Source organism: Halomonas gemina, from assembly GCF_023554995.1.
GTDB classification, from domain to species: Bacteria; Pseudomonadota; Gammaproteobacteria; order Pseudomonadales; family Halomonadaceae; genus Halomonas; species Halomonas gemina.
Genome location: NZ_JAMJPK010000001.1, coordinates 689,918 through 716,889, shown reverse-complemented (window position 1 = coordinate 716,889; position 26,972 = coordinate 689,918). Strand labels below are relative to the sequence as shown.

The 26,972-nt window shown below is 66.1% G+C and carries 24 protein-coding genes; 16 read left to right on the top strand and 8 right to left on the bottom strand.

Annotated elements, in window-relative coordinates:
- The first annotated feature begins 5 nt into the window (after positions 1-5).
- Entirely contained in the window at positions 6-1,565 is a 1,560-nt protein-coding gene (locus M8009_RS03565; RefSeq protein ID WP_250059377.1) for a sigma-54-dependent transcriptional regulator, read from the top strand.
- Complete coding sequence (locus M8009_RS03560) at positions 1,565-2,194, top strand: hypothetical protein (protein ID WP_250059376.1); 630 nt, start codon at positions 1,565-1,567, stop codon at positions 2,192-2,194. The genes M8009_RS03565 and M8009_RS03560 overlap by 1 nt, the downstream gene beginning before the upstream one ends.
- A gap of 5 nt (positions 2,195-2,199) precedes the next feature.
- Here M8009_RS03560 and M8009_RS03555 read toward each other — a convergent pair whose 3' ends face one another.
- Positions 2,200-4,161: a RecQ family ATP-dependent DNA helicase gene (locus M8009_RS03555; protein ID WP_250059375.1), complete on the bottom strand. Its 1,962-nt coding sequence runs from the start codon at positions 4,159-4,161 to the stop codon at positions 2,200-2,202.
- 147 nt (positions 4,162-4,308) lie between these two features.
- Here M8009_RS03555 and M8009_RS03550 point away from each other — a divergent pair, with 147 nt between their 5' ends.
- The gene (locus tag M8009_RS03550; RefSeq protein ID WP_250059374.1) at positions 4,309-4,965 is read left to right on the top strand and encodes a dienelactone hydrolase family protein; all 657 of its coding nucleotides are present in this window, start codon (positions 4,309-4,311) and stop codon (positions 4,963-4,965) included.
- Here M8009_RS03550 and M8009_RS03545 read toward each other — a convergent pair.
- The gene (locus M8009_RS03545; RefSeq protein WP_250059373.1) at positions 4,962-5,876 is read right to left on the bottom strand and encodes a GGDEF domain-containing protein; all 915 of its coding nucleotides are present in this window, start codon (positions 5,874-5,876) and stop codon (positions 4,962-4,964) included. The two genes, M8009_RS03550 and M8009_RS03545, sit on opposite strands and share 4 nt — an antisense overlap.
- 221 nt (positions 5,877-6,097) lie before the next feature.
- Positions 6,098-7,249 carry a cyclopropane fatty acyl phospholipid synthase gene (gene cfa / locus M8009_RS03540; RefSeq protein ID WP_250059372.1) on the bottom strand — a complete coding sequence of 384 codons (1,152 nt, stop codon included), beginning with the start codon at positions 7,247-7,249 and terminating at the stop codon, positions 6,098-6,100.
- A 144-nt stretch (positions 7,250-7,393) separates the two neighbouring features.
- Between cfa and M8009_RS03535 the strand changes: the two genes are divergently transcribed.
- The 5 genes from M8009_RS03535 to M8009_RS03515 all read left to right on the top strand — a co-directional run bounded on the left by M8009_RS03535 (position 7,394) and on the right by M8009_RS03515 (position 12,214).
- Positions 7,394-7,699 (top strand): MTH1187 family thiamine-binding protein, encoded by a 306-nt coding sequence (locus tag M8009_RS03535; protein WP_208108524.1) that lies wholly within the window; start codon positions 7,394-7,396, stop codon positions 7,697-7,699.
- Positions 7,700-8,009: 310 nt separating this feature from the next.
- Positions 8,010-9,110, top strand: coding sequence for a 4-hydroxyphenylpyruvate dioxygenase (gene hppD / locus M8009_RS03530; RefSeq protein ID WP_250059371.1), 1,101 nt, complete (start codon positions 8,010-8,012; stop codon positions 9,108-9,110).
- A 163-nt stretch (positions 9,111-9,273) separates the two neighbouring features.
- Positions 9,274-10,734 carry a sodium-dependent transporter gene (locus M8009_RS03525; protein WP_250059370.1) on the top strand — a complete coding sequence of 487 codons (1,461 nt, stop codon included), beginning with the start codon at positions 9,274-9,276 and terminating at the stop codon, positions 10,732-10,734.
- Positions 10,735-10,896: 162 nt separating this feature from the next.
- Positions 10,897-11,778 carry a uroporphyrinogen-III C-methyltransferase gene (gene cobA / locus M8009_RS03520; protein ID WP_250059369.1) on the top strand — a complete coding sequence of 294 codons (882 nt, stop codon included), beginning with the start codon at positions 10,897-10,899 and terminating at the stop codon, positions 11,776-11,778.
- Between the two features lie 49 nt (positions 11,779-11,827).
- On the top strand, positions 11,828-12,214 hold the full coding sequence (locus M8009_RS03515) for a septal ring lytic transglycosylase RlpA family protein (protein ID WP_250059368.1): 387 nt from the start codon (positions 11,828-11,830) through the stop codon (positions 12,212-12,214).
- A 30-nt stretch (positions 12,215-12,244) separates the two neighbouring features.
- On the opposite strand, the gene M8009_RS03510 is transcribed toward M8009_RS03515, so the two are convergent.
- Genes M8009_RS03510 through M8009_RS03495 form a run of 4 tightly spaced genes read right to left on the bottom strand, consistent with a single transcriptional unit; the run spans position 12,245 to position 15,961 of the window.
- Entirely contained in the window at positions 12,245-13,327 is a 1,083-nt protein-coding gene (locus M8009_RS03510; RefSeq protein ID WP_250059367.1) for an ABC transporter substrate-binding protein, read from the bottom strand.
- The gene (locus M8009_RS03505) at positions 13,324-14,697 is read right to left on the bottom strand and encodes a sensor histidine kinase (protein ID WP_250059366.1); all 1,374 of its coding nucleotides are present in this window, start codon (positions 14,695-14,697) and stop codon (positions 13,324-13,326) included. Before M8009_RS03505 ends, M8009_RS03510 begins: the two co-directional genes overlap by 4 nt.
- Positions 14,694-15,359, bottom strand: coding sequence for a response regulator transcription factor (locus M8009_RS03500; RefSeq protein ID WP_250059365.1), 666 nt, complete (start codon positions 15,357-15,359; stop codon positions 14,694-14,696). The genes M8009_RS03505 and M8009_RS03500 overlap by 4 nt, the downstream gene beginning before the upstream one ends.
- The gene (locus M8009_RS03495) at positions 15,356-15,961 is read right to left on the bottom strand and encodes a helix-turn-helix domain-containing protein (protein ID WP_250059364.1); all 606 of its coding nucleotides are present in this window, start codon (positions 15,959-15,961) and stop codon (positions 15,356-15,358) included. The genes M8009_RS03500 and M8009_RS03495 overlap by 4 nt, the downstream gene beginning before the upstream one ends.
- 207 nt (positions 15,962-16,168) lie before the next feature.
- Here M8009_RS03495 and M8009_RS03490 point away from each other — a divergent pair, with 207 nt between their 5' ends.
- The 8 genes from M8009_RS03490 to urtE all read left to right on the top strand — a co-directional run bounded on the left by M8009_RS03490 (position 16,169) and on the right by urtE (position 25,135).
- The gene (locus M8009_RS03490) at positions 16,169-17,155 is read left to right on the top strand and encodes a Bug family tripartite tricarboxylate transporter substrate binding protein (protein ID WP_250059363.1); all 987 of its coding nucleotides are present in this window, start codon (positions 16,169-16,171) and stop codon (positions 17,153-17,155) included.
- A complete protein-coding gene (locus M8009_RS03485) occupies positions 17,155-17,607 on the top strand; it encodes a tripartite tricarboxylate transporter TctB family protein (protein ID WP_250059484.1) in 453 nt (150 codons plus the stop codon). The genes M8009_RS03490 and M8009_RS03485 overlap by 1 nt, the downstream gene beginning before the upstream one ends.
- Positions 17,607-19,133, top strand: coding sequence for a tripartite tricarboxylate transporter permease (locus M8009_RS03480; protein ID WP_250059362.1), 1,527 nt, complete (start codon positions 17,607-17,609; stop codon positions 19,131-19,133). Before M8009_RS03485 ends, M8009_RS03480 begins: the two co-directional genes overlap by 1 nt.
- A gap of 326 nt (positions 19,134-19,459) precedes the next feature.
- Positions 19,460-20,776 carry an urea ABC transporter substrate-binding protein gene (gene urtA, locus M8009_RS03475; protein ID WP_250059361.1) on the top strand — a complete coding sequence of 439 codons (1,317 nt, stop codon included), beginning with the start codon at positions 19,460-19,462 and terminating at the stop codon, positions 20,774-20,776.
- A gap of 80 nt (positions 20,777-20,856) precedes the next feature.
- Positions 20,857-22,458, top strand: coding sequence for an urea ABC transporter permease subunit UrtB (gene urtB / locus M8009_RS03470; RefSeq protein ID WP_250059360.1), 1,602 nt, complete (start codon positions 20,857-20,859; stop codon positions 22,456-22,458).
- A 6-nt stretch (positions 22,459-22,464) separates the two neighbouring features.
- Positions 22,465-23,595, top strand: a complete 1,131-nt coding sequence (urtC, locus tag M8009_RS03465; RefSeq protein ID WP_250059359.1) for an urea ABC transporter permease subunit UrtC — start codon at positions 22,465-22,467, stop codon at positions 23,593-23,595.
- A complete protein-coding gene (gene urtD, locus M8009_RS03460; protein WP_250059358.1) occupies positions 23,592-24,437 on the top strand; it encodes an urea ABC transporter ATP-binding protein UrtD in 846 nt (281 codons plus the stop codon). The genes urtC and urtD overlap by 4 nt, the downstream gene beginning before the upstream one ends.
- Positions 24,437-25,135, top strand: a complete 699-nt coding sequence (urtE, locus tag M8009_RS03455) for an urea ABC transporter ATP-binding subunit UrtE (protein WP_250059357.1) — start codon at positions 24,437-24,439, stop codon at positions 25,133-25,135. The genes urtD and urtE overlap by 1 nt, the downstream gene beginning before the upstream one ends.
- 64 nt (positions 25,136-25,199) lie before the next feature.
- On the opposite strand, the gene M8009_RS03450 is transcribed toward urtE, so the two are convergent.
- Complete coding sequence (locus tag M8009_RS03450; protein ID WP_250059356.1) at positions 25,200-26,828, bottom strand: hypothetical protein; 1,629 nt, start codon at positions 26,826-26,828, stop codon at positions 25,200-25,202.
- Positions 26,829-26,972 lie beyond the last annotated feature (144 nt).

The window sequence follows — 26,972 nt, the reverse complement described above, 5'->3', positions numbered from 1 at the left end:
GCCCGATGCGACTGAGGTTTCACTGCCAGAACCGGATCGGCATCCTGCGCGACATTGTCGCCCACTTCTCCGATTACGGCCTCAACGTGGCCCGTGGCGAGGTCGGTGGCGAGCACGGCAATGCGATCTACCTGCATGTGCCTAACCTGCTGCATGCGCAACTGGCCACCCTTCGGCCGGCGCTGGAGGCGGTGCCGGGGGTATTCGCGGTGCGCCAGGTCAGCCTGATGCCCAGCGAACGGCGACACCTGGAGCTGGATGCGCTGCTCTCGTCGCTCTCCGACCCGGTGATGTCCATCGACATGGAGGGACATATCGTCGCCGCCAACCGGGCCGCCGGGCAGTTGCTCGGGGTGCGCATCGACGAGGTGCCCGGGCTTTCGCTGGATCGCCATCTCCCTGAACTGGACCTGCCGGCGCTGATCCGGCGCAACAATGCCCGGGTCAATGGCCTGCGCATCACGCTGCGCGAGACCACCTTCCTGGCCGATATCGCGCCGCTGCACCGGGAGCATCAGGACGACGTGGCCTCGCTGGCCGGTGCCGTGGTGACGCTTCACCGGGCCGATCGCATCGGCGAGCGCATCTACCAGGTGCAGCGCCAGGAGCTTCGCGGCTTCGAGGCGATCTTCCAGGCGAGCCCGAGACTGCAGGCACTGATCCGCGAGGCGCGGCGGATGGCACCGCTGGACGCGCCCTTGCTGATCCAGGGCGAGACCGGTACCGGCAAGGAGCTGCTGGCCCGGGCCTGCCACCTGGCCAGTGCGCGTGGCCAGGCCCCCTTCATGGCCCTCAACTGCGCCGGCCTGCCCGAGTCGATGGCCGAGACCGAGCTGTTCGGCTATGCCCCCGGCGCCTTCGAGGGCGCACGGCCCGAGGGCAAGCTGGGCCTGCTGGAGCTGACGGCAGGGGGCACCATCTTTCTCGACGAGGTGGGCGAGATGAGCCCGCGGCTGCAGGTCAAGCTGCTGCGTTTCCTGCAGGATGGCGGCTTCCGGCGGGTGGGCAGCGACGAGGAGACCTGGCTCGACGTGCGGGTGATCTGTGCTACCCAGCAGGACCTGCCCGCGCTCTGTGCCGAGGGGCTGTTTCGCCAGGACCTCTACCATCGCCTCAACGTGCTGTCGCTTCAGGTACCGCCACTGCGCGAGTGCCGGGATGGCATCGAGGCGCTGGCGATGCACTTCATCGACCGCGCGGCTCGCCAGATCGGCTGCCGCCTGCCGGCGCTCTCGACGCCGGCCCTGGCGAGGCTCTCTGCCTACCATTGGCCGGGCAATGTCCGCCAGCTCGAGAACGTGCTCTTCCAGGCGGTCTCGCTGTGCGAGGGCGAGGCCATCGAGCCCGACCACCTGCGGCTGCCCGACGTCGGCGATTCGGCAGGCCTGGCGGGCATCGACCTCGAGGGCTCCCTCGCCGGCATCCTCGGGGAGGTGGAGCGTCGGGTGCTCGCCGAACTCTATCCGCGGCATCCCTCCAGCCGGCAGCTGGCCAAGCGTCTCGGGGTCTCCCATACCACCATCGCCAACAAGCTCAGGCGCTACGGGATCGGCGGGGAGGCGTGATGTTTCGCCAGGCTGGACACTCCGTGCCGACTCAGGGCTTGCCCCTGTGGCTCAAGCTGGTCCTGAGCCTGTGGGTCGTCGTCTGGGCGCCGACCTACTGGGTGCTGCTCGGTCCCCAGAACTACTGGTGGCTGTGCAACCTGGCCAACTTCCTGCTCCTCGCCGGGGTGTGGGGCGAGAGCCGGCGCCTGGTCTCCATGCAGTGGCTGGCGGTGGCCCTGGTCGGCAGCCTGTGGGCGGTGGACGTGGGCACCGCCTGGCTGACCGGCTGGCACCCCATCGGCGGCACCGAGTACATGTTCGATGACCGCCACCCCCTGCTGACTCGCCTGATGTCGCTCTACCACCTGCTGCTGCCGCCGGTGGCCGGTTACGCCGTGTGGCGGCTGGGCTACGACCGTCGGGCGCTGGCCTGGCAGAGTGCGCTGACCTGGCTGGTGATCCCTGCCAGCTATCTCTTGACCGAGGCCGAGCGCAACATCAACTGGACCCAAGGACCCTTCGGGCAGCCCCAGTCGCTGGTGGACCCGCTGCTTTACCTGGTTTTGCTGATGCTCCTCTGGCCGCTGCTGATCTACCTGCCGGTGCATTGGCTGACCCTGGTGCTCTCGCGTCGCCGTCGCGGCTGACCCGGTCAGCCGGGGAGCTGCTCGGCGACGCGCCGGCGAACCTCGGCATAGGGATAGCCCTCCAGCGCGCCAAATGCCTCCAGCTTGCGGGCCTTCATGGGGGTGAACAGCGGCGTGGTGATCCCGCACAGGAATCGCGTCACCAGGTCTACCGTGGCCGGGTGGCCCTCGCCGGCCTCGCTTAGCCGCTTCAGGAAGGGGCCGCACAGCGGCTCGATCTCCCGGGACGACAGCGGCTGTGTCGGCTCGGCGGCCGGGAGTCGTGCCACCTGGCCCCGGCAGGCCGAACAGTGGCCGCAGTGCTCGGGCGCCCGGGCATCGCCGAACCAGTCGGCCAGCCGCCGGCTCAGGCAGCGGTCACTCTCGAAGAGCGCGAGCATGGCATGCAGGCGGTCGATCTCGGCGCGCTCCTTGTCGCGGAAGTAGGCGAAGAGCTCCTCGGTCAGCGACGCCGGGTCGATCTCGGCCGAGAGCACCTCGTAGACCTCGGTCATCTGCTTGCTCTCCAGCACCATCCAACCCTTCTCGACGAAGTAGTCCAGGGCGGTGATCACCCGGCCGCGACGGGTATCCAGGCCGCGCTGCGCCCCGAGGGCCTCCAGGGCGGTGAAGTCCAGGCTGTACCAGGTGCGGGCGCGGGAGGAGGCGTCCAGGATCGCCTGGACGAAGGAGCGCCGCTCGCCCTGGAAGCGCTCGATCAGGGACTCGGCGTTCTCCTCCAGCCGAAAGCGGTAGTCGGCGAAGTAGCTGTAGCGAGGCGCGATCAGGCGGCGCAGCTCGAGCTGCACCAGCAGGGTCTTGAGCGGCAGGGGGCGGATATTGCTGTGCCGCGACAGCGTGTTGAGCATCAGCTCCCACTGGCTTCCGGCGCTGCGCAGGTCGTCGATCACCCGGCGAATGCCATGCTGCTCGGGCGTGTCGCCGTAGACGAAGTTCTCCAGCACCTCGATATGGTCGCGCCCGGCCAGCATCAGGCAGCGGGCGGGCAGGCCGTCGCGACCGGCACGGCCGATCTCCTGGCTGTAGTTCTCGATGGACTTCGGCAGGTCGAAGTGCACCACGTTGCGGATATCGGCCTTGTCGATGCCCATGCCGAAGGCGATGGTGGCAACGATGCAGGGCGTATGGCCCGCCATGAAGTCACGCTGGATCGCCTCGCGCCGTTCGCCGTCGAGCCCGGCGTGGTAGGCGGTGGCCGGCAGGCCCGCCTTCGCCAGGTAGGCGGCCAGCTGCTCCGCCGTCTGCTGCAGGGTGACATAGACGATGGTCGACTCGGGCGGCCCCTGCTCGAACCGGGGGCGCAGCCACTCGACCAGCCGGCGTGGGCGTTCGGCGGCGGGCACCGGCGTCACCTGGAGGTCGAGATTGGCGCGGTAGAAGCCGGTGCCGGTGACGTCTCCCGGGGCGATGTCGAAGCGCGAACGCATGTCGTCGATCACCCGCGGGGTGGCCGTGGCGGTGAGCAGCAGCACCTGCGGGATGGCAAAGTCGCGGCGGTAGTCCGGCAGCTTGAGGTAGTCCGGGCGGAAGTTGTGGCCCCATTCCGAGATGCAGTGGGCCTCGTCCACCACCATCAAGGAGATCGGCACCCGCTGGATGAAGGCGCGGAACCGCTCGTTCTTGAGGCGTTCCACCGAGACCATCAGGATGCGGATCTCGCCACGCTTGACGCCTTCCATGACCGCCGCCGCCTCCTCACGGCTCTGGCTCGAATCGAGGCTCGCGGCGGGGATGCCGTGTCGGCTGAGGAAGGCCAGTTGGTCCTGCATCAGGGCCAGCAGCGGCGAGATCACCAGGGTCAGGTGCGGCAGGTGCAGGGCCGGCAGCTGGTAGCAGAGCGACTTGCCGGAACCGGTGGGGAAGATCGCCGCGGCGGAGCGGCCGGCCACGATGGCCTCGATTACCGGCCGCTGTCCCGGGCGAAAGTCGTCGTAGCCGAAGACCTCCTGGAGGGTCTGCTGGATCATGGGCACCGCCTGCTGTGTCGTCGGAGGGTTACTGGGAATCTGTCCAGTATAACGTGCTGGTCCGCCCTCGTCCGCGCCAATGGCGCCCGCTATCACTACACTTTCATTGATTCCGTCACCACCATAGGCCGGGGCAGGGAGGGCACCATGTCCATCACCGAGCGTCATCTCGAACTCGAGACGTGCGGCGTCACGCTCGAAGGCGACCTGCTACTGCCCGAGCACCCGGCGGGCATCGTGGTGTTCGCCCACGGCAGCGGCAGCAGCCGTTTCAGCGTGCGCAACCGCCGGGTGGCGCGCCACCTGGCCGAGCAAGGGCTGGCGACCCTGCTGTTCGACCTGCTGACGCCGGAGGAGAGCCTGATCGACGAACGCACCCGGGCGCTGCGCTTCGATATTCCCCTGATCGGCGCACGCATGAGCGGGGCCGTGGCCTGGGTGGCCGAGTCGCCCCAGACCCGGGAATGGGAGATCGGCCTGTTCGGGGCCAGCACGGGGGCGGCGGCGGCACTGATCGCCGCCGCCGAGCAGCCGGCGCTGGTGCAGGCCGTGGTCTCGCGGGGAGGGCGGCCCGACCTCGCCGGGGAGGCCCTGCCGCGGGTGAAGGCGCCGACCCTGATGCTGGTCGGCGGCCGGGATAGCCAGGTGATCGAACTGAACGAACGGGCCATGGCGCGCATGGCCTGCCCTCGCGAGCTGCTGATCGTGCCGGGCGCCACCCATCTCTTCGAGGAGCCCGGCACCCTGGAGAGGGTCGAGGCCCATGCCGCCCGCTGGTTTCTCGACCATCTCGGCCGTGTCTAGACCCCGACCATGACCCGGTTGCGCCCACCGTGCTTGGCTGCATAGAGGCTTTCGTCGGCACGCTGGATCAGGGTCTCGCGGGAGTCACCGATGCGGTGTTCGGCGATGCCGATGCTGACGGTGATGCGTCCCGGTCCGATACCGAAGTCATGATCGGCGATCCGCTCGCGCAGGCGTTCCGCCAGCTTTCGGCAGTGAAACTCGGGCGTCAGCGGCAGCAGCAGGGCGAACTCCTCGCCACCCAGCCGGGCCACGAGGTCCTCCTCGCGCAGCATTTCCCGGCAGAGCTCGGCGAGGTCTCTGAGCACCTGGTCGCCCTGAAGGTGCCCCCAGGTGTCGTTGATCGCCTTGAAGTGATCGAGATCGAGCATCATCAGCGACAGTGGCAGGGCATGCCGGTTGCTCAACGAGATCTCCTCGTCCAGGCGCTGCATCAGCTTGCGGCGATTCGCCAGGCCGGTCAGGTCGTCGGTGTCAGATAGCCGGCGCAGCCGCTGCTCCTCGGCCATCTGTTCGCTGATGTCGATCATCATGCCGTACCAGAGGACACCGTTGTCGACCTTGCGGGGCTGGGCGCGCAGGGCGATCCAGCTCAGGCGATCGTCGGCCATGCGCAGCCGAAACTTGGTGGTGATGGGGCTTTGCCAGCGGGCGGATCGCTCGATGGCAGCCATGAGGCGAGGGTAATCCGCGTCGGCCAGGCGCTCGAGGGCCAGCAGGGCATTCTGCGCCAGGTCACGTCGATCGATTCCGGTCAGTTGGGTACCGCTGCCGGCCAGGTAGGGGAAGTGCATCCGGCCGTCTGGGGCCCGGTGTAGCTGGAAGATCACTCCGGGCAACTGCTCGGTCAACTCGAGGATCCAGTCCGGCTGCGGCGTTTCCCCACCCGGCATGACGTCGTTGGAAGGCATGCGGGTGTCCTTTTCCCTGCTGCGAACAGGTGGTTCGTTCTTGGTTGTTGTCCTGCCCCATGGCGACGGCAGGTATCGGGCGCTGGGCGCCTCTTGGTCAAGCACATTATGATACGCCGTCATGGGCGTGGCGGCATCCTCCCTGAGGTGTAGGAGATCGCCTACAAGCCGCTCGACAAATGACCTGGGTCAAGAAAGGGTGGGGGTTTTGGCCCGGGGGGTTACCGCGGGGCGTCGTAGCGCCCCGGGCGTCCGCGGGAGAACACGACCTGCCAGAGCTGCAGGTGGCGGGCGCGGAAGGCCCCGGCACAGATCGCCAGGTAGTAGCGGAACATGCGGCGGGTGCGCTCGTTGTAGCGATGGGCGATCTCGTGCCAGTGGGCGTCGACGTTCGTCAGCCAGGCCAGCAGCGTCCGGTCGTAGTCGGGACCGAAGTTCTGCCAGTCCTCCATCAGCAGGTGGTCCTCGCTGGTGCGTGCGATGTCCATGGCCGAGGGCAGGACACCATTGGGGAAGATGTAGCGATTGATCCAGGGGTCCGCGGTGATCTCGGAGCGGTTGGAGCCGATGGTATGCAGCAGGAAGAGGCCATCGGCCGGCATCAGGTGCTTCACCGTCTTGAAGTAGGTGGCGTAGTTGCGGTGTCCCACGTGCTCGAACATGCCGATGGAGACGATGCGGTCATAGCGGCCATCCAGGTCGCGATAGTCCTGCAGCAGGATCTCCACCGGCAGCCCGGCGCATCGCTCCCTGGCCAGGGCGGCCTGTTCCCGTGAGATGGTGATGCCGGTGACCTCGACGTCGTGATGGCGAGCGGCATGCTCGGCGAAACTGCCCCAGCCACAGCCGATATCGAGGACCTTCATGCCCGGGGTGAGGTCGAGCTTTCGACAGGCCAGCTCCAGCTTGGCGCGCTGGGCCTGGTGCAGGTCATCGGCCGACTTCCAGTAGCCGCAGGAGTAGCACATGGTGGGATCGAGCATGCGCTCGAAGAGATCGTTGCCCAGGTCATAGTGGGCCTCGCCCACCATGTAGGCACGGGCCTTGCTCTGCAGGTTGAGGAAGCCGGCCTGCAGGCGGTACTTGAGGCGCTCGGTGGTCGAGCGGGCGTGCTCGCCGAGCCCGTTGTGCAGCAGTCGGGCCGCAAGCTCGTCGATGCGCTCACACTCCCACCAGCCATCCATGTAGGACTCGCCGAGCCCCAGGGTTCCCTGGCGTAGCACCCGCGAGAAGAAGTCGGGATGCAGCACGCGGATATCCTGGGGCGAATCCCCGTTGAGTGTGACGCCCGACCCCTCGAGCAGCTGTTCGAAGATTCGGCGGGCCCGTGTATCGGGCAGGGCAATGGGGCCGATACGTGGTTCGCTGGTCATGGAGTCCTCCGGGGCCGCTGATGGGGGTCAGGCTGGCGAACACTCTGGGCACGGCTCTACGGCAGTGTCACTCTTGAGAATCAGCATAGACCAGCATGCTTAGCTCGTGTATTTCAACGACTTCACAAACGAGGAGGAAGAGCCATGAACGTGATCATCGATCTCTGTGTGGTGCCATTGGGCGTCGGGGTGTCGGTCTCGCCGCATATCGCGGCCTGCCAGCGGGTGATCCAGGCGTCCGGTCTGGAGCACCGCATGCATGCCTATGGCACCAACATCGAGGGGCCCTGGGACGAGGTGATGGCGGTGGTCAAGCGCTGTCACGAGGTCGTGCACGAGATGGGGGCGCCGCGCATCACTACCACGCTCAAGCTCGGGACTCGCACCGATCGCGACCAGCACATGGATGACAAGGTGGCGAGCGTCGAGACCCTGCTGGGCGGCCAGTGACACCGACGGCACCGCGCTGAGGCAAGCTGACTGTCAACATATCGTTACACCCTGTCAGGGATTTTCGCCATGACGAGGCCGGGAGCGATGGGCCTGTGGGGGCTGTAAGAAATTCGTTACGAAGCAGGGGGCAGGGACCCTCCTGATCGGGTATCAGGGGCATTGCTGACACGTTCCGACAGGAGGGCCGAGGCACTAGGCTGAACATCATCGAGAGCCCGCCGGCGGCTTTACAACGTTCGCCACGGGTCGATGACCGTCACATCGCGACGTCACCCCTCGATTCATAACAACAGCCCCTGGAGGATGCATGAACGCTCCCGCTCATACCCCCGACGCCCTCGACCGCGCCAATCCCATCGGCACCAACGGCTTCGAGTTCGTCGAGTACACCGCACCCACCGCCGAAGGCATCGAGGCGCTGCGCGCCCTGTTCCTTCGCATGGGGTTCACCGAGACCCGTCGCCATCGCTCCAAGCAGGTCACGCTGTTCCAGCAGGAGGGCGTTAACTTCGTCCTCAATGCCGAGCCGGGCAGTCATGCCGCCGAGTTCGCCAGGGTCCACGGCCCCAGCGCCTGCGCCATGGCCTGGAAGGTGGCCGATGCCCGGCAGGCCTTCGACTACGCCGTGGCGAAGGGTGCCGAACCGATGGATAATCCGGTGGGGCCCGGCGAAGTGGGCATCCCCGCCGTGAAGGGCATCGGCGGCTCGCTGCTCTACTTCGTCGACCATAAGCTCGACGAGGAAGGGCGGACCATCTATGACATCGACTTCGAGGCGATCCCCGACCGTTCGCCCAACGACAACAGCGTGGGCCTGCAGGTCCTCGATCACCTGACGCACAACGTCGACCGCGGCCAGATGGACCCCTGGGCGGATTTCTACACCGCCATCGCCAACTTCCGCGAGAACCGCTACTTCGACATCAAGGGCAAGAAGACCGGCCTGCACTCCCGCGCCATGACCGCGCCCTGCGGCAAGATGCACATCCCGATCAACGAGTCCGCCGACGACACCTCGCAGATCGCCGAATTCCTCCGCGAGTACAACGGCGAGGGCATCCAGCACCTGGCCATGGCCACCGACGACATCTATGCCACGGTGCGGGCCCTCAAGGCCAATGGCGTGACCTTCCTGACGACCCCGGACACCTACTACGAGAAGGTCGACGAGCGGGTGCCCAACCACCAGGAGAACCTCGAGGAGCTGCGCGAACTGAGCCTGCTGGTCGACGGTGGCCCGGACGAGGGCGTGCTGCTGCAGATCTTCACCGAGACGGTGATCGGGCCGATCTTCTTCGAGATCATCCAGCGCAAGGGCAACGACGGTTTCGGCGAGGGCAACTTCAAGGCCCTGTTCGAATCCATCGAGGAAGACCAGATCCGTCGCGGTGTGCTCAAGGCGGACTGACCCTCGATGTGACTCTGCGCTAAGCGCGCGGCAGGCGGGAACGGTCTACGGCAGCACAATCGACCGCTCGTCTGCCCATTCACGATAAAATCCGTCACAATGGCGCCCATGTGGCGACCAGTCGCCGTGTCGGAACAACAATTTCCGTGACCCCTGGTGCGATATGACAACGACTCAACAACCCCGGACCCAGTGGCTAGGCCGCTGGGGCTTCCTCCTGGCGGCGACCGGCTCCGCGGTGGGCCTGGGCAACATCTGGAAATTCCCCTACATCACCGGCGAGTTCGGTGGCGGGGCCTTCGTGCTGGTCTACCTGGCCTGCATCCTGGCCGTGGGGGTGCCGGTGATGATGACCGAGATCGCCCTCGGGCGCCGCGGCCGCGGCAGTCCCATCGATGCCATCCGTCGCGTGGTCGGCGAGTCGGGTCGCGGCTCGGCATGGTCACTGCTGGGCTGGATGGCCATGCTCTGCGGCTTCCTGATCCTGTCGTTCTATGTGGTGGTCGCCGGCTGGTCCTTCTCCTACCTGTGGAAGATGCTCAGCGGTGGCCTGGCCGGTTCCAGCGTCGAGGAGATGGCGGCGATCTTCGGCGCCAACAACGCTAGCCCCCTCAACCTGGGGTTCTGGAGCACCCTGGTCACGGTGGCCACCATGATGATCGTCGGCAAGGGCGTCCAGGCGGGCATCGAGAAGAGCGTCAGCTGGATGATGCCCGGCATGGTGGTCATGCTGCTGATCCTGATCGGCTACGGGGTCTACTCCGGCGGCTTCGGCGAGGCGGTGCGTTTCCTGTTCTCCTTCGATGCCGGCAGCCTTTCCAGCGAGGGCATGCTGGCCGCCCTGGGACATGCCTTCTTTACCCTGTCCCTGGCGTCAGGGGCCATCCTCACCTACGGCAGCTACCTGCCGGCGCGGGCCTCCATCGCCCGCACCACGCTGTCCGTGGCGCTGGCCGATACCCTGGTGGCGTTGATGGCCGGGCTGGCGATCTTCCCGGTGATCTTCGCCAATGGCATGAGCCCGAGCAGCGGGCCGGGGCTGATCTTCATGAGCCTGCCGCTGGCCTTCCAGGCCATGCCGCTGGGTACCCTGTTCGGCATCCTGTTCTTCGTGATGCTCTCCATGGCGGCGCTGACCTCCTCGATCTCGATGGTCGAGGCCACGGTCTCGTGGCTCACCGACAACAAGGGCCTCTCGCGGCGCACGGCCTCCTGGGGCACCGGCATCGTGCTCTGGCTGGTCAGCACCCTGGCGATGCTGTCGTTCAACGTCGGCGCCGACTGGACCCTGGCCGGCAAGCACTTCTTCGACTGGCTGGACTATCTGACCTCGCGCTGGATGATGCCGCTGGGCGGGCTGGGCATGGTGCTGCTCGCCGGCTTCGTGCTCAAGAGCGAGACCTTCCGCGAGGAACTCGGGCTCTCTGCCGGCTGGCATGCGCTCTGGCTGTTCATGGTCCGCTACGTGAGTCCGCTGGGCATCCTGGTGATCTTCGTCGATGCCCTGGGCATCACCCGGGTGGAGTTCGCGCTGCACTGGCCCTGGCTGCTGGCGATCCTGGTGGTGATCACCCTGGTCGGCGAGCTGACCAGCCCCCGCCTGCGCCGTGTGCTCTGCCCCTGAGCGCGTCGCAACGTTCAGGAGATATCCCGTCGCCCCCGCCCAGCGGGGGCGACGTCGTTAGGTCGAACGGTTATAGACCAGTGCTGAGGGGGTAGTGGCATGTGGTGGGGCTTTTAATTACCATAATGCATAGATAATATTTTATAATGGAGATATTGGAATATGAGGGTCGGTCCCGAACGCGATGGCGATCCGCTCGACCCGGGCGTCCGGTTGCCGACCGGCTCGGCCTTTCCCCCCGGTGGCGTCAGCCTGGTGGGCGCCGGCCCAGGTGACCCGGAGCTGCTGACGATCAAGGCGCTGCGTCGCCTGCAGGCCGCCGAGGTGATCCTGCATGATCGACTGGTCAGCGATGAGATTCTCGCCCTGGCGGCTCCGCAGGCGTCGCGTTTCTATGTCGGCAAGGAGCGCTCGCGTCACAGCGTGCCCCAGGGTGGCATCAACCAGGCGCTGGTCGACTGGGCCCGTGCCGGCAAGCGGGTGGTCCGGCTCAAGGGCGGCGACCCCTTCATCTTCGGCCGCGGCGGGGAGGAGCTCGAGACGCTGGTGGCGGCCGGTATCGAGGTGGAGGTGGTACCGGGCATCACCGCGGCGTCGGGGTGCGCCGCCTATGCCGGCATCCCGCTGACCCACCGCGATCATGCCCAGTCGGTGCGATTCGTCACCGGCCACCTGCGCAATGGCGGTTGCGATCTGGACTGGCCGACGCTGGCCAGCCCCGGCCAGACGCTGGTGTTCTACATGGGGCTGGGCAGCCTGGCATTGATCGGCGAGCACCTTCAGCGCCATGGCTTGCCCCCCGAGACCCCGGTGGCCTTGATCGAGCAGGGCACCACGGCGCGCCAGCGAGTGCATGTCGGAACCCTGCAAGAGTTGCCGCCGAGAGGCGAAGTGGTTACTATCCAACCGCCGACCCTGATTGTCGTCGGCAGTGTCGTGAATTTGCACGACCGGCTGGCCTGGTTCGACCAGGACCGAGCCACGAGTTCGGGTTGGCTGCAGGGCAAGCACCCTGCGCCGTCAACAACCGATCATGGCGCCTGATCGCTGGATGCGAGGTTCGGCGCAACACGGTAAGTCATGAGGTGACCGTATGGGGAGTCGATCCCGCCTGATTCTGACCTGCTGCCTGGCGGGTCTGCTGATGACCGGCTGCGCCGGCAAGGGGCAGGCCCACGATAAGACGGCAGAGACCCAGCAGGGTGTCGCGTCCTACTACAGCGACCGCTTCCAGGGCCGGACCACGGCCAGTGGCGAGCCCTTCGACCAGCAGGCCCTCACGGCTGCCCATCCTACCCTGCCGTTCGGGACCAAGGTGGTGGTGACCCGCGAGGACAACGGCCGCGAGGTCGAGGTGCTGATCAACGACCGGGGCCCCTATGCCAAGGGGCGCATCATCGATCTCTCCAAGCGCGCCGCCAAGGCGCTCGGCATGCTGAGTCGCGGGACCGTCCCGGTGGAAATCTCCTTCGTCCGGTAGGGCTGGTCGATATCGAAACGTCTCCGTCCGTCAGCGCCTTTCGCGTCGGGAGAACTCCCGCTGCCAGCGGGTCAGTAGCGCCTCACGCTTGAGATCGTCCAGGGTGGCCAGCAGGCCTGGGCCCAGGGTGATCGGCCGCAGTGCCTCGCCCCTTTCCTGACGCAGTGACGTCGCCGTGCCCGGTCCCTCAAGCGCCGGATGGATGGCGCCCAGGGTGGTTTTGCCGGCGAGGACGGCCTGTCCCGTCTCGCCGATGAGATAGTCGAGAAAACGCTCGGCTGCCGCGGGGTGGGGCGCCTGGCGCGGGATCAGCGCCAGGCGCTGTGTCACCAGCGCATAGTCCTCGGGTACCACGATCTTGAGCCGCGGCTGGTCGGCCAGCCGCTCCTGGGCATAGCTGCCCAGCAGGTTGTAGCCCACCAGGTAGCGTCCCTCGATCAGCCCCTCCAGCATCTCTCCGGTGGTACCCACCAGTTCGGCCTCGGCCTGGCCCAGCGCCGCCACCAGGTCCCAGTAGCGGGGCGATAGCCGCGATTCCTCGATGGCATAGGTATAGCCTGCGCCACTGGTCGCCGGGTCATAGGTCACTACCCGGCCCTGCAGGGCCTCGGCATGGCGCTCCAGCAGGGCGAGAAGGTCGGCATGGCTGCGCACCTCCCCGTAGCGCTCGATGAGCGCCTCGTTCACCACCATGACGATGGGCTCGAAGGTGAAGGCGAAGAGCTCATGACGCCAGCGTGCCCAGGCAGGCCAGTCGTGGGCGGCCTGTGTCTCCAGCGGCTGGGCGTAGCCCTCATTGGCCAGGAGGTACTGCCAGGGCATGGCCGAGGAGAGCAGTACATCGGCCTCGTCCGGCGCGGCCAGGAAGCGCTCGTGCAGCGCCAGGGTCGTCAGGTTCCGGTAGCGAAGATCCAGGTCGGGATGCGCGTGGTGAAAGTCCTCCAGCAGGGGGCGCATCTGGGGCAGGTCCAGGGCCCCGTGGATCACCAGCGATGCGCCGGGCCCGCTGTCGGGCGTGGCCGGATAGTGCAGGGTCTCGTCGGCACCGGCGGGTGTGCCGATCAGGCCGAGAAGCAGCAGCCAGCGACTGGCGAGTCGACTCAGGCGATTCATGGGGTGCCTCCCGGAAACTGCAGTACCACACGCAGTCCACGCCCGGCATGGCCTGCCGAGAGCCGCAGGCGTGCGCCATGGGTTCGCGCGATCCCATCGACGATCGCCAGCCCCAGCCCGGATCCCTCCAGGTCGTCGCGGTCGCGGTGGAAGGGGCGCAGCATCAGCAGCCGCCTCGCTTCCGGGATCCCGGGGCCATCGTCTTCCACGGCCAGGCGGGGCGGCGCGTCCTCGACCTGCACCGTGACCCGGCGTCCCCCGTAGCGACAGGCATTGTCGATCAGGTTGCCGATGGCCTCGGCGATCAGCCAGTCCATGCCGCGGATCCAGACCTCGCCCCCGGTGGCCTCCACCCCCAGGTCGACCCCCTGACGATGGCAGGAGGACCAGTGGTCGCGTACCGCCTGGCGCGCGATGGCGTTGAGTTCCAGCGGCACCAGCTCAGGGCGGTACTCGGGATTGGCCAGCCGGGTCAGCGACAGCAGCTGCACTGCCAGCCGTGCGGTGCGAGCGCTGGTTGCCTGCATGGCGACCAGGGCCTCCTTCCAGCGCGTCGGATCCTCCTGGCGAAGGGCGAGCTCGGCCCGCGCCGAGAGGCCCGCCAGGGGCGTGCGCAACTGGTGAGAGGCATCGCCGATGAAGCGTTCCTGATTGGCGCGCACGCGGCGCATCCTGGCAAGCAGCTCGTTGACGGTATCGCGAAGCTCGGCGAGCTCTCGCGGCAGGGAGAGTTCCAGGGGAGCCAGGGTGCGCGGGTCGCGGGCGCGGATCGCTCGGCGCAGCCGGGTCAGCGGCGTCAGGGCGGCACGGATCGCCAGCAGCAGGCCCACCGTCGCCAGCGCCGCCATGGCCATGATCATCGCCAGGTTGGCCCGCCACAGCTCGGCAGCCAGGGCATCACGTCCCTCGCGGCTGTGGGCGACGCGGACCTCGAAGGGTTCGCGCACGCCCCAGTCCTCGAGGCGCGAGCGGCGCACCCCTTGGCGCAGCGATAGCCCCTGCCAGCCGATGTTGCGGTAGAGCAGGGTGTCGCCTGACGCGATGCTGCGGCGGCTATCGCCGGGGAGGTCGGCGTTGCCGGTGATGAAGCGTCCGTCACGGTCGACCAGACTGTAGAAGACCCGTTCTTCGGCGTCGGTGGCCAGCATCTCCAGCGCCGCCGGGGGCAGGTCGAGCCACAGGCGGTCGTCCTGCCACTGCACCTGTTCGGCGATGGCCAGACTCGCGGCCTCGAGCAGCCGGTCGAAGGCCCGGTCCGCAGTGCGTTGCGCCTCCACCCAGGCCAGGAACACCATCACCCCGCCAAGCGCCAGCAGCGGCAGCAGCAGCCAGGTGAGCAGCCGACGGTAGAGGCTGTCGCCTCCTTTCACGTCGCCTCCAACAGATAACCCAGGCCTCTCACCGTGCGCAAGGCCACGCCGCTGTGGCCGAGTCGCTTGCGCAGGCGGTGGATGTAGACCTCGATGGCGTTGTCGCCCATGGCATCGCCCTGGAAGGCCTCTTCGGCGAGGCGCGCCTTGTCCACCGGCTCGCCGGCATGACGCATCAGGCAGGCCAGCAGGCGTTGCTCCCGGGGTGGAAGGGCGAGCGGTGCATCCTCGAGCGTGAATCGCTGGTGCTGGGTGTCGAGCATCAGGTCGCCGACCCTGAGCTGCGGGTCGGGGCTGCGGCGCCGCAGCAGGGCACGAACCCGGGCCTCGAGTTCATCCAGGGCGAAGGGCTTGGCCAGGTAGTCGTCCGCGCCCAGGTCGAGGCCCCGCACGCGATCCTCCACGGCGCCCCGGGCGGTCAGGATCAGCACCGGGGTGTCCAGGTCGTGGAGCCGCAGTGCTTCGAGGACCGCCAGGCCGTTGCATCCCGGCAGGTTCAGGTCGAGCAGCACCAGTGCGGCACCATGTCCCGGCACCGCGAGACGCGCCCGCGCCGCTTCACCGTCGTCGAGGTGACACACCTCATGGCCCTCGAGGCCAAGGGAATCGACCAGGGTCTCGGCCAGCAGGGCGTCATCCTCTACCAACAACAACAGGGTCATGATTCTGCCCCCCGGGTCGAACCGGTCGCCAGCGACGCCACGGCATCGGCCAGGATGGCCTGTGCCCGATGTGGATCCAGGCGTCCGGCGGGGCCCGACAGGGTGAGCCACATCGGTGGCTCGATGCTATCGCCGGGCAGGGCCTGGCACACCATCACGCCACCAGGCAGCACCGGGCGAGGGTCATCCTCTACCGACGCTAGCCAGCGATCCCCCGGGCGCAGGTCATGGCGCAGGGCAGCGTCGGGAAGGCTGACCAGTCGGCACTCGACCAAGTCGTCCTCCACTTCGAGCAGGGCGGCGGTCTCGCCGGTATCGGCCGCCAGGCGGACGAGCAGTGGCTGTATCCGGGTCGCCAGGTGTCGGCCCGGAAGGTGCCGCCGTGCCAGGCGAACCGGGGCATGGCCAAGGTGCCAGCGGCCCTGCTCGTCGCGCTGCACATAGTCGAAGCGGGTCAGTGACCCGAGCAGGCGCAGCAGGGTGCTCTTGTAGTAGCCGGTGGCCTGGGCCAGCTCGGCCAGGGTGAAGTGCTCCTGGGGGGAGTCGAAGGCCTCGAGCACCGTCAGTGCTCGCTCCACGGCCTCGACGCGGTCCTGTGCCATCGAAGGGACGCGCCTCCTTGTTACGTGCGTTGAACCGGGGGGGGTTGAACTTTGGTCGCAATTAAGGCGCCAAGCGTTGACGCCCCTCGACGTCAGGCCTAACTTTCCATTCTGAGGAACGATGTTCTGCCTTACAGAATTGTAAGGAAAGCCGACAGGTTCCGCAAGTCCACTTTCCGTCATAGTCCGACCAGGAGGACAACAACAATGTCCACAAGAACGCCGCTCAAACTCATCGCTATTGCCGCCTTCACCGCCAGTGCCAGTACCGCCATGGCCTTTGAGCCTGAAGGGAAGGTGGAGTGTATCGCACCGTCTGATCCAGGTGGCGGTTGGGACTTCACCTGCCGCAGCGTGGGTAATGTGCTTCAGGAACTCGACCTGGTGTCGGGTAATGTCCAGACCATCAACATGGCCGGCGCCGGTGGTGGCGTAGCCTATGCGCACACCATCAGCAAGAGAGCCGGCGACGAGAATCTCCTCGTTGCGGCGTCCACGGCCACCACGACCCGTCTTGCCCAGGGCCAGTTCCCTGACATGACCGCCGACATGGTCAACTGGATCGGGGCATTGGGCGCCGACTACGGAATCATCGCTGTATCCGCTGATTCCGAACTCGATGATCTCAACGAGCTAATGGATGCTCTCAAGGAAGATCCGCGCAGCGTCAAGTTCGCCGGCGGCAGTGCCAAGGGCGGCTGGGATCATCTCAAGGTGCTGATCGCGGCACAGGCTGCCGGAGTCGAGAACCTGCCACGCATCGCCTACCTGTCGTACAACAATGGTGGCGAGGCGCTGACCCAGGTGATCGGCGGTCACGTCGAGGCCTTCACTGGCGATATCACCGAGGCGCAGGGCTTCATGGAATCCGGTGACCTCAAGGTTCTCGCGGTGCTTTCCGAGGAGCGTCTCCCCGGTGACCTCGCGGAGATTCCCACTGCGCGTGAGCAGGGTATCGAGGCACTGGGACCCAACTGGCGCGGTTTCTACATGCCGGCGGACATCTCCGACGACGCCAAGCAGTACTGGGTCGACGCCATGGACACCATCTACGAAAGCGAGGAGTGGAAGAACGTCATGCAGCAGAACGGCCTGATGCCCTTCCATATGAGCGCCGGTGAGTTCGAGACCTTCGTCAAGGACCAGATCGCCGACATCGAGCAGCTCTCCAAGGACATTGGGTTGATTCAGTGATGGTTTCCAACGATCGCATCTTCGGGATACTGATGATTGTCCTGGCCGTCGCGTACGGCTGGGGCACCACCCAGTTTACGGAACCGTTTGGTGGGTCCGAGGCCGTTGGACCCGAGACCTTTCCTCGCTTACTGGCTGTTGTGCTGGGGCTTTCCAGTCTGTATATGGTTGTACGGCCGGACCCGGACAACGCCTGGCCATGGAGTCGCACCGGCGTCGAGTTGATCGTCGCGGTGGTGGTGCTGATCCTCTATGCGATGTTCCTTCAGCCGCTCGGTTTCATCATCAGCACGACCCTGGCCGTGGGCACCCTCTGCTGGCGCATGGGGTCGCGCCCGATCAAGGCCTATATCATCGGGGCGATTTCCGGTGTGGTGGTGTACCTGGTGTTCAACTTCGCCCTCGACCTGGCGCTACCGTTAGGCGTGCTGTCGTTCATGGAGGTGAGCTGATGGAGACCCTAGGTTTCTTGATGGATGGGTTCGGTGTCGCGCTGCAACCGCACAACCTGATGTTTGCGCTGATCGGGGCCTTCCTGGGTACCCTGATCGGCGCCCTGCCGGGGCTCGGCCCGGCCAACGGGGTGGCAATCCTGATTCCGCTGGCCTTCACCCTCGGCCTGGCGCCGGAAACTGCGATGATCATGCTGACCTCGGTCTATGCCGGGGCCATGTATGGCGGGCGGATCTCGTCGATACTGCTCAACATTCCCGGCGATGAGCCGGCGATGATGACCTGTCTCGATGGTTATCCCATGGCCCAACAGGGCAAGGCTTCCGAGGCGCTGGCCATCTCTGCCGTGGCCTCCTTCATCGGTAGCCTGATCGCCACCATCGGCCTGATCCTGCTGGCGCCATTGCTCGCCGACTTCGCCCTGACCTTCGGGCCGGCCGAGTACTTTGCGCTTTTCCTGCTGGCCTTTGCGACGCTGGGTGGTATTACTGGCAAGAATCCCATGAAGACAGTGGTAGCGGCGGCCATCGGCCTGATGATCGCTACGGTCGGCATCGATTCCACCGGGGTTCAGCGCTTTACCTTCGGTACCCTGGAGCTTTACGAGGGCGTGGACTTCATCATTGCCATCGTGGGGCTGTTTGCCATTTCTGAACTGCTGTTCTTCATCGAGGAGAAGGCGGGTGGCGGCAAGGAAAAGATGGCGGTCAACAAGCTATCGCTGAAGTGGAAAGATATCCGCGAGATTCTGCCTACCAGCTTTCGCGGCGGGGTGTTGGGGTTTATCGCCGGCGTACTGCCGGGTGCGGGTGCCTCGCTGGGTAGCTTCATCAGCTATACCTTGGAAAAGCGTGTGCTGGGCAAGAAAGGCTATTTCGGAAAGGGCGATCCGCGTGGTGTAGCAGCCCCCGAGGCCGGCAACAACGGGGCGTCCAGTGGGGCCCTGGTACCGATGCTGACGCTCGGTGTGCCGGGTAGTGGGACCACGGCCGTGCTGCTGGCACTGCTGATCTCGCTGAACATCACCCCCGGACCACTGATGTTTACCCAGAACGCCGACGTCGTCTGGGGCGTGATCGCAGCCCTCCTGATCGGTAACTTCCTGTTGCTGATCCTGAACATTCCGATGGTGGGGATCTTCGTCAAGCTCCTGTCAGTACCGCCGATGTACCTGCTACCGATCGTCACCATGATTGCTTTCGTGGGCATCTACTCGATCAGCAACACCACCTTCGATCTCTACTTCATGGTGGCCTTCGGCGTGGCGGGGTACATCTTTCGCAAGCTGGAGATCCCACTGGTGCCGATCATCCTCGGCCTGCTGTTGGGGCCGGAGATGGAAAAAAACCTGCGCCACGCCATGGACATCTCCGACGGCGATTGGACCATCCTCTGGGACAGCGGCCTGGCCATTGGCCTTTGGCTGTTCGCTGGGTTGGGGCTGATCCTGCCCTATATCGTCGGGCCGATCCTGCGGCGCCGGATGCGGGTCACCACCGGGACGGGTGGTCCCGAGGGCGACTGAACCCTGCTCTAACAGAACTGCCCAGTCAAGGGAACTGCCCAGCGGGGGCGCCGGCCGAGCCGGCGCCCCTGTCTTGCGTGTTGGCCCCACTGCGTCACGACGGTGCGTTGCACCAGCGGTGCGAACGATCCTGGGGCAGGGCACTGTGCCCCTTGCACCAGGAGATCGCCTTGCGGTTCATTCGGCTTCTTGAAGGTGGAAAGCCAATGGTCTGAATAGAAAGATAAAAACCGCCATGGTGTCGATATGGCACAACCCTTGCGACGGCTATGAGAGACATCCCGCGATGGCCTCATCGACAACAACATCGATCGCAAGGAGATCCCATGATCCCGTCATCCGTGTACCGCACATCCCGCTGGCTGGCCGTACCGCTCCTGAGCGCGGCCGTTGCCACGCCTGCCCTGGCCCAGGAAGATCCCATCAAGGTGGGCATCCTGCACTCCCTCTCCGGCACCATGGCCATCAGCGAGACGGTGCTCAAGGACACCGTCGAGATGCTGATCGAACAGCAGAACGAGAAGGGCGGCCTGCTCGGACGTGAACTGGAAGCCGTGGTGGTGGACCCGGCCTCCGACTGGCCGCTGTTTGCTGAGAAGGCGCGTGAGCTGCTGGCCCAGGAGGAGGTGGACGTCATCTTCGGCAACTGGACCTCGGTCTCGCGCAAGTCGGTGCTGCCGGTGGTCGAGGAGCTCAACGGACTGCTCTTCTATCCGGTGCAGTACGAGGGCGAGGAGTCTTCCGAGAACGTCTTCTACACCGGCGCGGCGCCCAACCAGCAGGCGATCCCCGCCGTCAATTATCTGCATGACCGGGTCGGTGTCGAGCGCTGGGTACTCGCCGGCACCGACTATGTCTATCCGCGCACCACCAACAAGATCCTCGAGGCCTATCTGCAGGACGAATTCGGGGTCGCGGAAGAGGACATCATGATCAACTACACGCCCTTCGGTCACTCGGACTGGCAGAATATCGTTTCCGAGATCAAGGACTTCGGCAGTCAGGGCAAGAAGACCGCGGTGGTCTCGACCATCAATGGCGACGCCAACGTGCCCTTCTATCGTGAACTGGGTAACCAGGGCATCAACGCCTCCGATATCCCGGTGGTGGCCTTCTCGGTGGGCGAACAGGAGCTGACCGGCATCGATACGGCGCCGCTGGTCGGGCATCTGGCGGCCTGGAACTACTTCATGAGCGTCGATACCGATACCAACTACGACTTCATCGATGCCTGGATCGACTACACCGGCGACGAGATGGCGGTGACCAACGATCCCATGGAAGCCCATTACATCGGCTTCAATATGTGGGCCGAGGCGGTGCGCAAGGCCGGCACCACCGAGGTGGACGCGGTCAAGGACGCGATCATCGGCGTGGCCGTTCCCAACCTGACCGGCGGCTATGCGGCGATGATGCCCAACCACCACATCACCAAGCCGGTGCTGATCGGCGAGATCCAGGACAACGGTCAGTTCTCCATCGTCTGGGAGACCCCGTCCACCGTGGCTGGCGACGCCTGGTCCGATTACCTGGAGGGCTCGCGTGACCTGATCAGCGACTGGCGCAAGCCGATGGAGTGCGGCAATTACAATGTGGTCGAGGGCAGCTGTGGCGGCGGCCAGGCCGACGCAGCAGCGGAATAACACCAGTCATGGGCCGGCCGCGATGGCCGGCCCCTTGAACACGCCGCTCGAAATTTTCCCTATAACCACAGGACTCTCCCATGAGGATGATTCGATCCTTCGTGCCTGGGTTGTTGCTGCTCTTTCTGTTGGTCGGGTTTGTCCCGGTTGCCCAGGCGCAGGATGATCCCGGCCAGGCCCTGCTGGAATCCCTTGCCACCGAGTCCTACGCCGAAAAGAGCGAGGCCATCGAGGCGATCATCACCAGTGGTGACGAGCGCAGCCGCCGCTGGCTCGAGGAACTGCTGGACGGCAAGCTGCAGCGCCACAAGGACAGCGGACGCTTCGTCATCGTGGTCGAGAACCGCGGGCGCAGCTGGCCGGTGATCGATGCACTGAGCTTCGATGATGCCGGAGAGATGTCGCGCCGTGATCTCGATCGTATCGGTATCAACAATGCCCTGCGTGGGCAGCTGCAGAGCGCCCTGGCGGTGCTCGATCTCTATACCGACGATGTCGACGACCGGCGCGAGGCGGCCCGCGAGCTCCTGGGCAGCATGGATGCCACCCTGGTCGAGCCGCTGCGCGAGGTGATCGCTGATGAGGGCGATGCCGAGGTGCGCCGCCTGCTCGAGCAGGGCCTGGCGATTCACCGCCTCAGCGAGGGCGACATCGATGCCATCGCCGAGCTCGAGGGCAGCCTGAACAGTCGCGTTCGCGCCGCTCTGAATTCGGCCGCGCGCAGCGATGATCCGCTTATCGCCGATGCTGCCTCGGCGGCGCTGGACGACATCGAACAGAAGCGGCGCCTCAACAGTGGTCTCGAGACGCTCTACTTCGGCCTTTCGTTGGGTTCGGTGCTGGTGCTGGCGGCCATCGGCCTGGCCATCACCTTCGGGGTCATGGGCGTGATCAACATGGCCCATGGCGAGCTGATCATGCTCGGCGCCTACACCACCTGGGCCATGCAGCAGCTGCTGCCCGGACAGCCCGGCCTGGCGCTGGTGCTGTCGATCCCCGCGGGCTTCCTGGTCGCAGCGCTGGCCGGCATCGCCATCGAGCGCGGCGTGATCCAGTTCCTCAAGGGCCGCCCGCTGGAGACCCTGCTGGCGACCTTCGGCGTCAGCCTGATCCTGCAGCAGCTGGTACGCACGGTCATCTCACCGCAGAACCGCACCGTGGTCAGCCCCGACTGGATGAGCGGCTCGCTGATGATCAACGAGGGGCTTTCGCTGACCCTCAATCGTCTCTTCGTGCTGGGCTTCGCGCTGGTGGTGTTTGCCGGCCTGATGCTGGTGATGCGGCGTACCCGCCTCGGCCTGGAGGTGCGGGCGGTGACCCAGAACCGCGCCATGGCGCGCGCCATGGGGATCCGGGCGACCCGAGTGGACATCATGACCTTCGCGCTGGGCTCGGGCGTGGCGGGGCTCGCCGGGGTGGCGCTCTCCCAGCTCACCAATGTGGGGCCCAATCTGGGCCAGAACTACATCATCGATTCCTTCATGGTGGTGGTGTTCGGCGGCGTGGGGAACCTCTGGGGCACCCTGGTCGCGGGCCTGTCGCTGGGCGTGATCAATCAGGTGCTCGAGCCCTGGGCGGGCGCGGTCCTTGCCAAGATCATCGTGCTCGTCTTCATCATCCTGTTCATCCAGAAGCGCCCCCGCGGACTCTTTCCGCAGAAGGGCCGCGCGGCGGAGGGCTAGAACGTTATGTGGTTACTGCAACCCTTCAACGAAGGGGCGACCCGGCTCTTCCTGGGCGTGTTGCTGGCCTGCCTGGCGCTGGTGACGGTGCTCCACCTGGCCGTCCCGGCGGGTCATCCCCTACACGTCTCGGCCTACACCGTGACCCTGCTCGGCAAGTACCTGAGCTATGCCTTGCTGGCCGTGGCGGTGGATCTGGTGTGGGGCTATCTCGGCATCCTCAGCCTGGGCCACGGGGCCTTCTTCGCCCTGGGCGGCTATGCCATGGGGATGTACCTGATGCGCCAGATCGGCGATCGTGGCACCTATGGCGATCCGATCCTGCCGGACTTCATGGTCTTCCTGAACTGGGACAGCCTGCCCTGGTACTGGCTCGGCTTCGACATGCCCTGGTTTGCCTTCCTGATGGTGATGCTGGCGCCGGGCGCCCTGGCGCTGGTGTTCGGTTTCCTGGCCTTTCGTTCTCGGGTGACCGGGGTCTACCTGTCGATCATCACCCAGGCCATGACCTTCGCCCTGATGCTGGCCTTCTTCCGTAACGAGATGGGCTTCGGTGGCAACAACGGCCTGACCGACTTCCGGGAACTGCTGGGCTTCGATCTGCGTACCGATGTCACTCGCCTGGGGCTCTTCGTGGCTACCGGCCTGGCGCTGGCGCTGGGCTATGTGCTGTGTCGTGCCATCGTCACCAGCAAGCTCGGCCGGGTCAGCGTCGCCTGTCGCGATGCCGAGGCCAGGACGCGCTTCCTCGGCTACCGGGTCGAGCGCTTCCAGCTGTTCGTCTTCGTGGTCTCGGCGATGCTCGCCGGGGTGGCCGGCGCGCTCTATGTGCCCCAGGTGGGCATCATCAATCCCAGCGAGTTCTCGCCGATCTTCTCCATCGAGATCGTGCTCTGGGTCGCCCTGGGCGGTCGAGGCACCCTCTACGGGGCGGTGATCGGGGCCTTGCTGGTCAACTATGCCAAGACGGTGTTCACCGGCGCGATGCCGGATGCCTGGCTGTTCGCCCTGGGCGGCATGTTCGTGCTGGTCACGGTCTTCCTGCCCAAGGGCGTCGCCGGCCTCTTGTCCTATCGCCTCAAACGCAAAGAGCACCAGTCGGATGATTCCTCGACACCCCAGGAGGCAACGTCATGAGTTTTATCAGCTCCCTGGCCGATCGTGATCGCGTCTTCGATTTCCTGGTGCCCGCCACCTCTCCGGTGGATGTGCGCCACGGCCCGATCCTCTACCTGGAAGACGTGACCGTGACCTTCGATGGCTTCAAGGCCATCGACGATCTCAACCTGACCATCGACGACGGCGAACTGCGTTGCATCATCGGCCCCAACGGGGCCGGCAAGACCACCATGATGGATATCATCACCGGCAAGACGCGGCCCGATAGCGGTTCGGTGTGGTTCGGCAGCCGCCACAATCTGCTGGCCATGAGCGAGCCGGAGATCGCCAGCCTGGGTATCGGACGCAAGTTCCAGAAACCCACGGTGTTCGAGGCGCTGACCGTCTTCGAGAACCTCGAGCTGGCCATGGCCGCCGACAAGCGCATCCTGCCAACGCTTACCGCGCGCATGAGCGGCGAGATCCGCGACCGCATCGAGGAGGTGCTCGATACCATCGGGCTCGTCGAGCTGCGGGATGGCCCCGCGGGCATCCTCTCCCACGGTCAGAAGCAGTGGCTGGAGATCGGCATGCTGTTGATGCAGCGGCCGCGGCTGCTGCTGGTGGACGAGCCGGTGGCCGGCATGACCGAGCAGGAGATGGAGCGCACGGCGGAGTTGCTCACCGGCCTGGCCGGCAAGGGCAAGCAGTCCGTGGTGGTGGTGGAGCACGACATGGGCTTCGTGCGCTCCATCGCCCGCACGGTGACGGTGCTGCACCAGGGCAGCGTGCTGGCCGAGGGCAGCATGGATCAGGTCTCCCAGGACCCGAAGGTCGTCGAGGTCTATCTGGGCGCTGACCCCGACGAGGAGGCCGCCTGATGCTGACCATCGACAAGCTCAACCAGTTCTATGGCGAGAGCCACACGCTGTGGGATCTCGACCTGGTCGTGCCGGCCGGCGAGTGCACCTGCGTGATGGGCCGCAACGGGGTCGGCAAGACCACCCTGATGAAGGCCATCATGGGCGAGGTGGCACTCGCCTCGGGCAGCATCCGCTATGACGATGGCGTCGAGCTGACGAAGCGACCGGTGGAGGCACGCCCGCGACTGGGAATCGGCTATGTGCCCCAGGGGCGGCAGATCTTCCCGCTGCTAACCGTGGAGGAGAACCTGCGGACCGGCCTGGCGGCGCGGGCCGATGGACTCAAGCGCATTCCCTCCCGCGTCTACGAGCTCTTTCCCGTCCTCGAGGAGATGAAGCATCGGCGCGGCGGCGACCTCTCGGGAGGGCAGCAGCAGCAGCTGGCCATTGGCCGGGCGCTGGTTCTGGAGCCGAGGTTGCTGATCCTCGACGAGCCAGGGGAGGGCATCCAGCCCAATATCGTGGCCCAGATCGGCGAGGTGATCCGCCGGCTGATCAAGGAGGATGGTCTCAGCGTGCTGCTGGTGGAGCAGAAGCTCCCCTTTGCCCGCAAGTATGCCGATCGGTTCGTGATCATGGATCGCGGACGCCCCATGGCCAAAGGCAGGATCGGTGAGCTCTCCGATGCGCTGATCAAGGAGCACCTGACGGTATAGGCTCTGAAGCGCCGAGCGCCGGCGTGTTCATTACCCGGCCCGTGCGGTGCCGGTTTCGCACACTTCAACCTGCCGCCATCTCGTGCGCTTCCTTAAGGCTCTCGCGCTGTGCCTGCGGCGCGGTCTCCAGAAGCTTGCCGTACCAGTCAGCTGCCGCTTCATCGCCCGCAGCATGTGCCGCACGTGCGGCACCGAGCAGCGTGTTGTAGCGTGCCGGCCACACCGCATCCGATGCCTGGTAGGCCGCAAGCGCTTCGGCCGGCCGCTCGAGCACCATCAGCAAGTCGCCCAGTGACTCGTTTGGCGGCAGCAGCGCGCCGGGCGTAACGGGGTGCTTCTCGACGCTTTCCTCGATCCGGGCCGCGGCCCGCATCTGCTCCACCGCTTGGTCTGCCTCGCCCGCGGCGTGGGCGATCCAGCCGGCGAGGATATGCTCGTCGATGCGGATGTAGCGAGCGATGAGCGTTTCACCCTGTTCCTCCGCGTCCGCTCGCAGGGCCTGGACGCGCTCCAGGGCTTGTTCGGCATCGTCGATGTCATCGCCGTGCACGGCGCCCAGGCCGCGCGCCAGCCAGGTCTGCGACGTCGCCCACAGGCCGAGCGACGCGTCCCACGGCAACTCCTCTGGGGTGCGCGGCTCGAGCGCGGCGGTCCTCGTCCAGTCGCGGCGCTCGACGGCGATGCGCGCGGGCATGGTGGCACTATGGAAGGCGCTGATGACGGTGGGCTGCATCGGCCCGTGCTCCCGGGCCTCGGCCAGTACCTGCTGGGCCTGCTCGTCCTCGCCGCGCTGCAGATGGGCGTAGATGATGTAGTCCTGCGCATGCAGGTAGTGGTGTGAGACGTGCTCGCCCGACGGATTCGCCAACGCGGCCTCGGCCGAGCGACGGTTCCACTCGATCACCCCCGGCCAGTCGCCGAGACGGACGAAGATATGGGTCGTCATGTGCAGCGCATGCGGCACGTCCGGCGCGACCTGGCCGTAGGTCGCGACGATTTCCAGGTTACGGTCAGAGCGCCCGTCGATGTCGTCGCCGTGGATGATGTAATGAATCGCGCCAGGGTGGGATGGCTCGCGCGCGTTGATCGCGCGCAGGATGTCCTCGGCTTGTTCGTGCAGCGGATGCGGGTCGTCGGCGCCTTGTGCCCGCGCCAGCAGGGACAGGGCGTAGAGCGCGGCGATGTCGTCGTCCTCCGGCTCCGCCCGGTACGCGCTCTGCATGGCCTCTGCCCAGCGGCCCTGGCGGGTGGCATAGTCGGCTTTACCGGGTTCCCGAAAGAAGGCCGAAGTGGCGTCGATGAGATGGCGCTCGCGCTCGCTATGGGCCAGCTCCGCGGCCCACTGCGACTCGCGCCAACCACGCTGCAGGTCCTCCTCCGACGGCCGCGTGGCCCACAGTGGCTGGAACAGGGTCTTGGCGATACCCCAGTGGGCCATCGCGCAGTCCGGGTACTGCTCGACGATGGCCTCGAAACGACCGCGTGCCTGCGCGTACATCATGTGGTGCGTCATCGCCAGGGCCTCGTCGAAGGCGGCGCGCGCCGCCTCCTCGCACTGTACGCGGAAATCGACACGACCCAGGGGTGGCACTTCAGCGCCGGCCCCGTTGCCTTGATGCTCTTCCTGGGCCACCAGTGACGTGGCCGTCAGCAGCGTGCTAATAAATGCGAGGGTGGGAAGCAAAGCTTTCATGACGAACTCCTGCATCTAGTGTGAGTGACGTCACGGCCGGATGGGCGTGTCCGTTCCGGACAGGCGCAGGGCCGCGTTTCCTTGTTCGGTCAGCCTGTGCGCCATGGCGTTGTGCCGCCGGACGCGCTCGTGCAGGCCTACGAG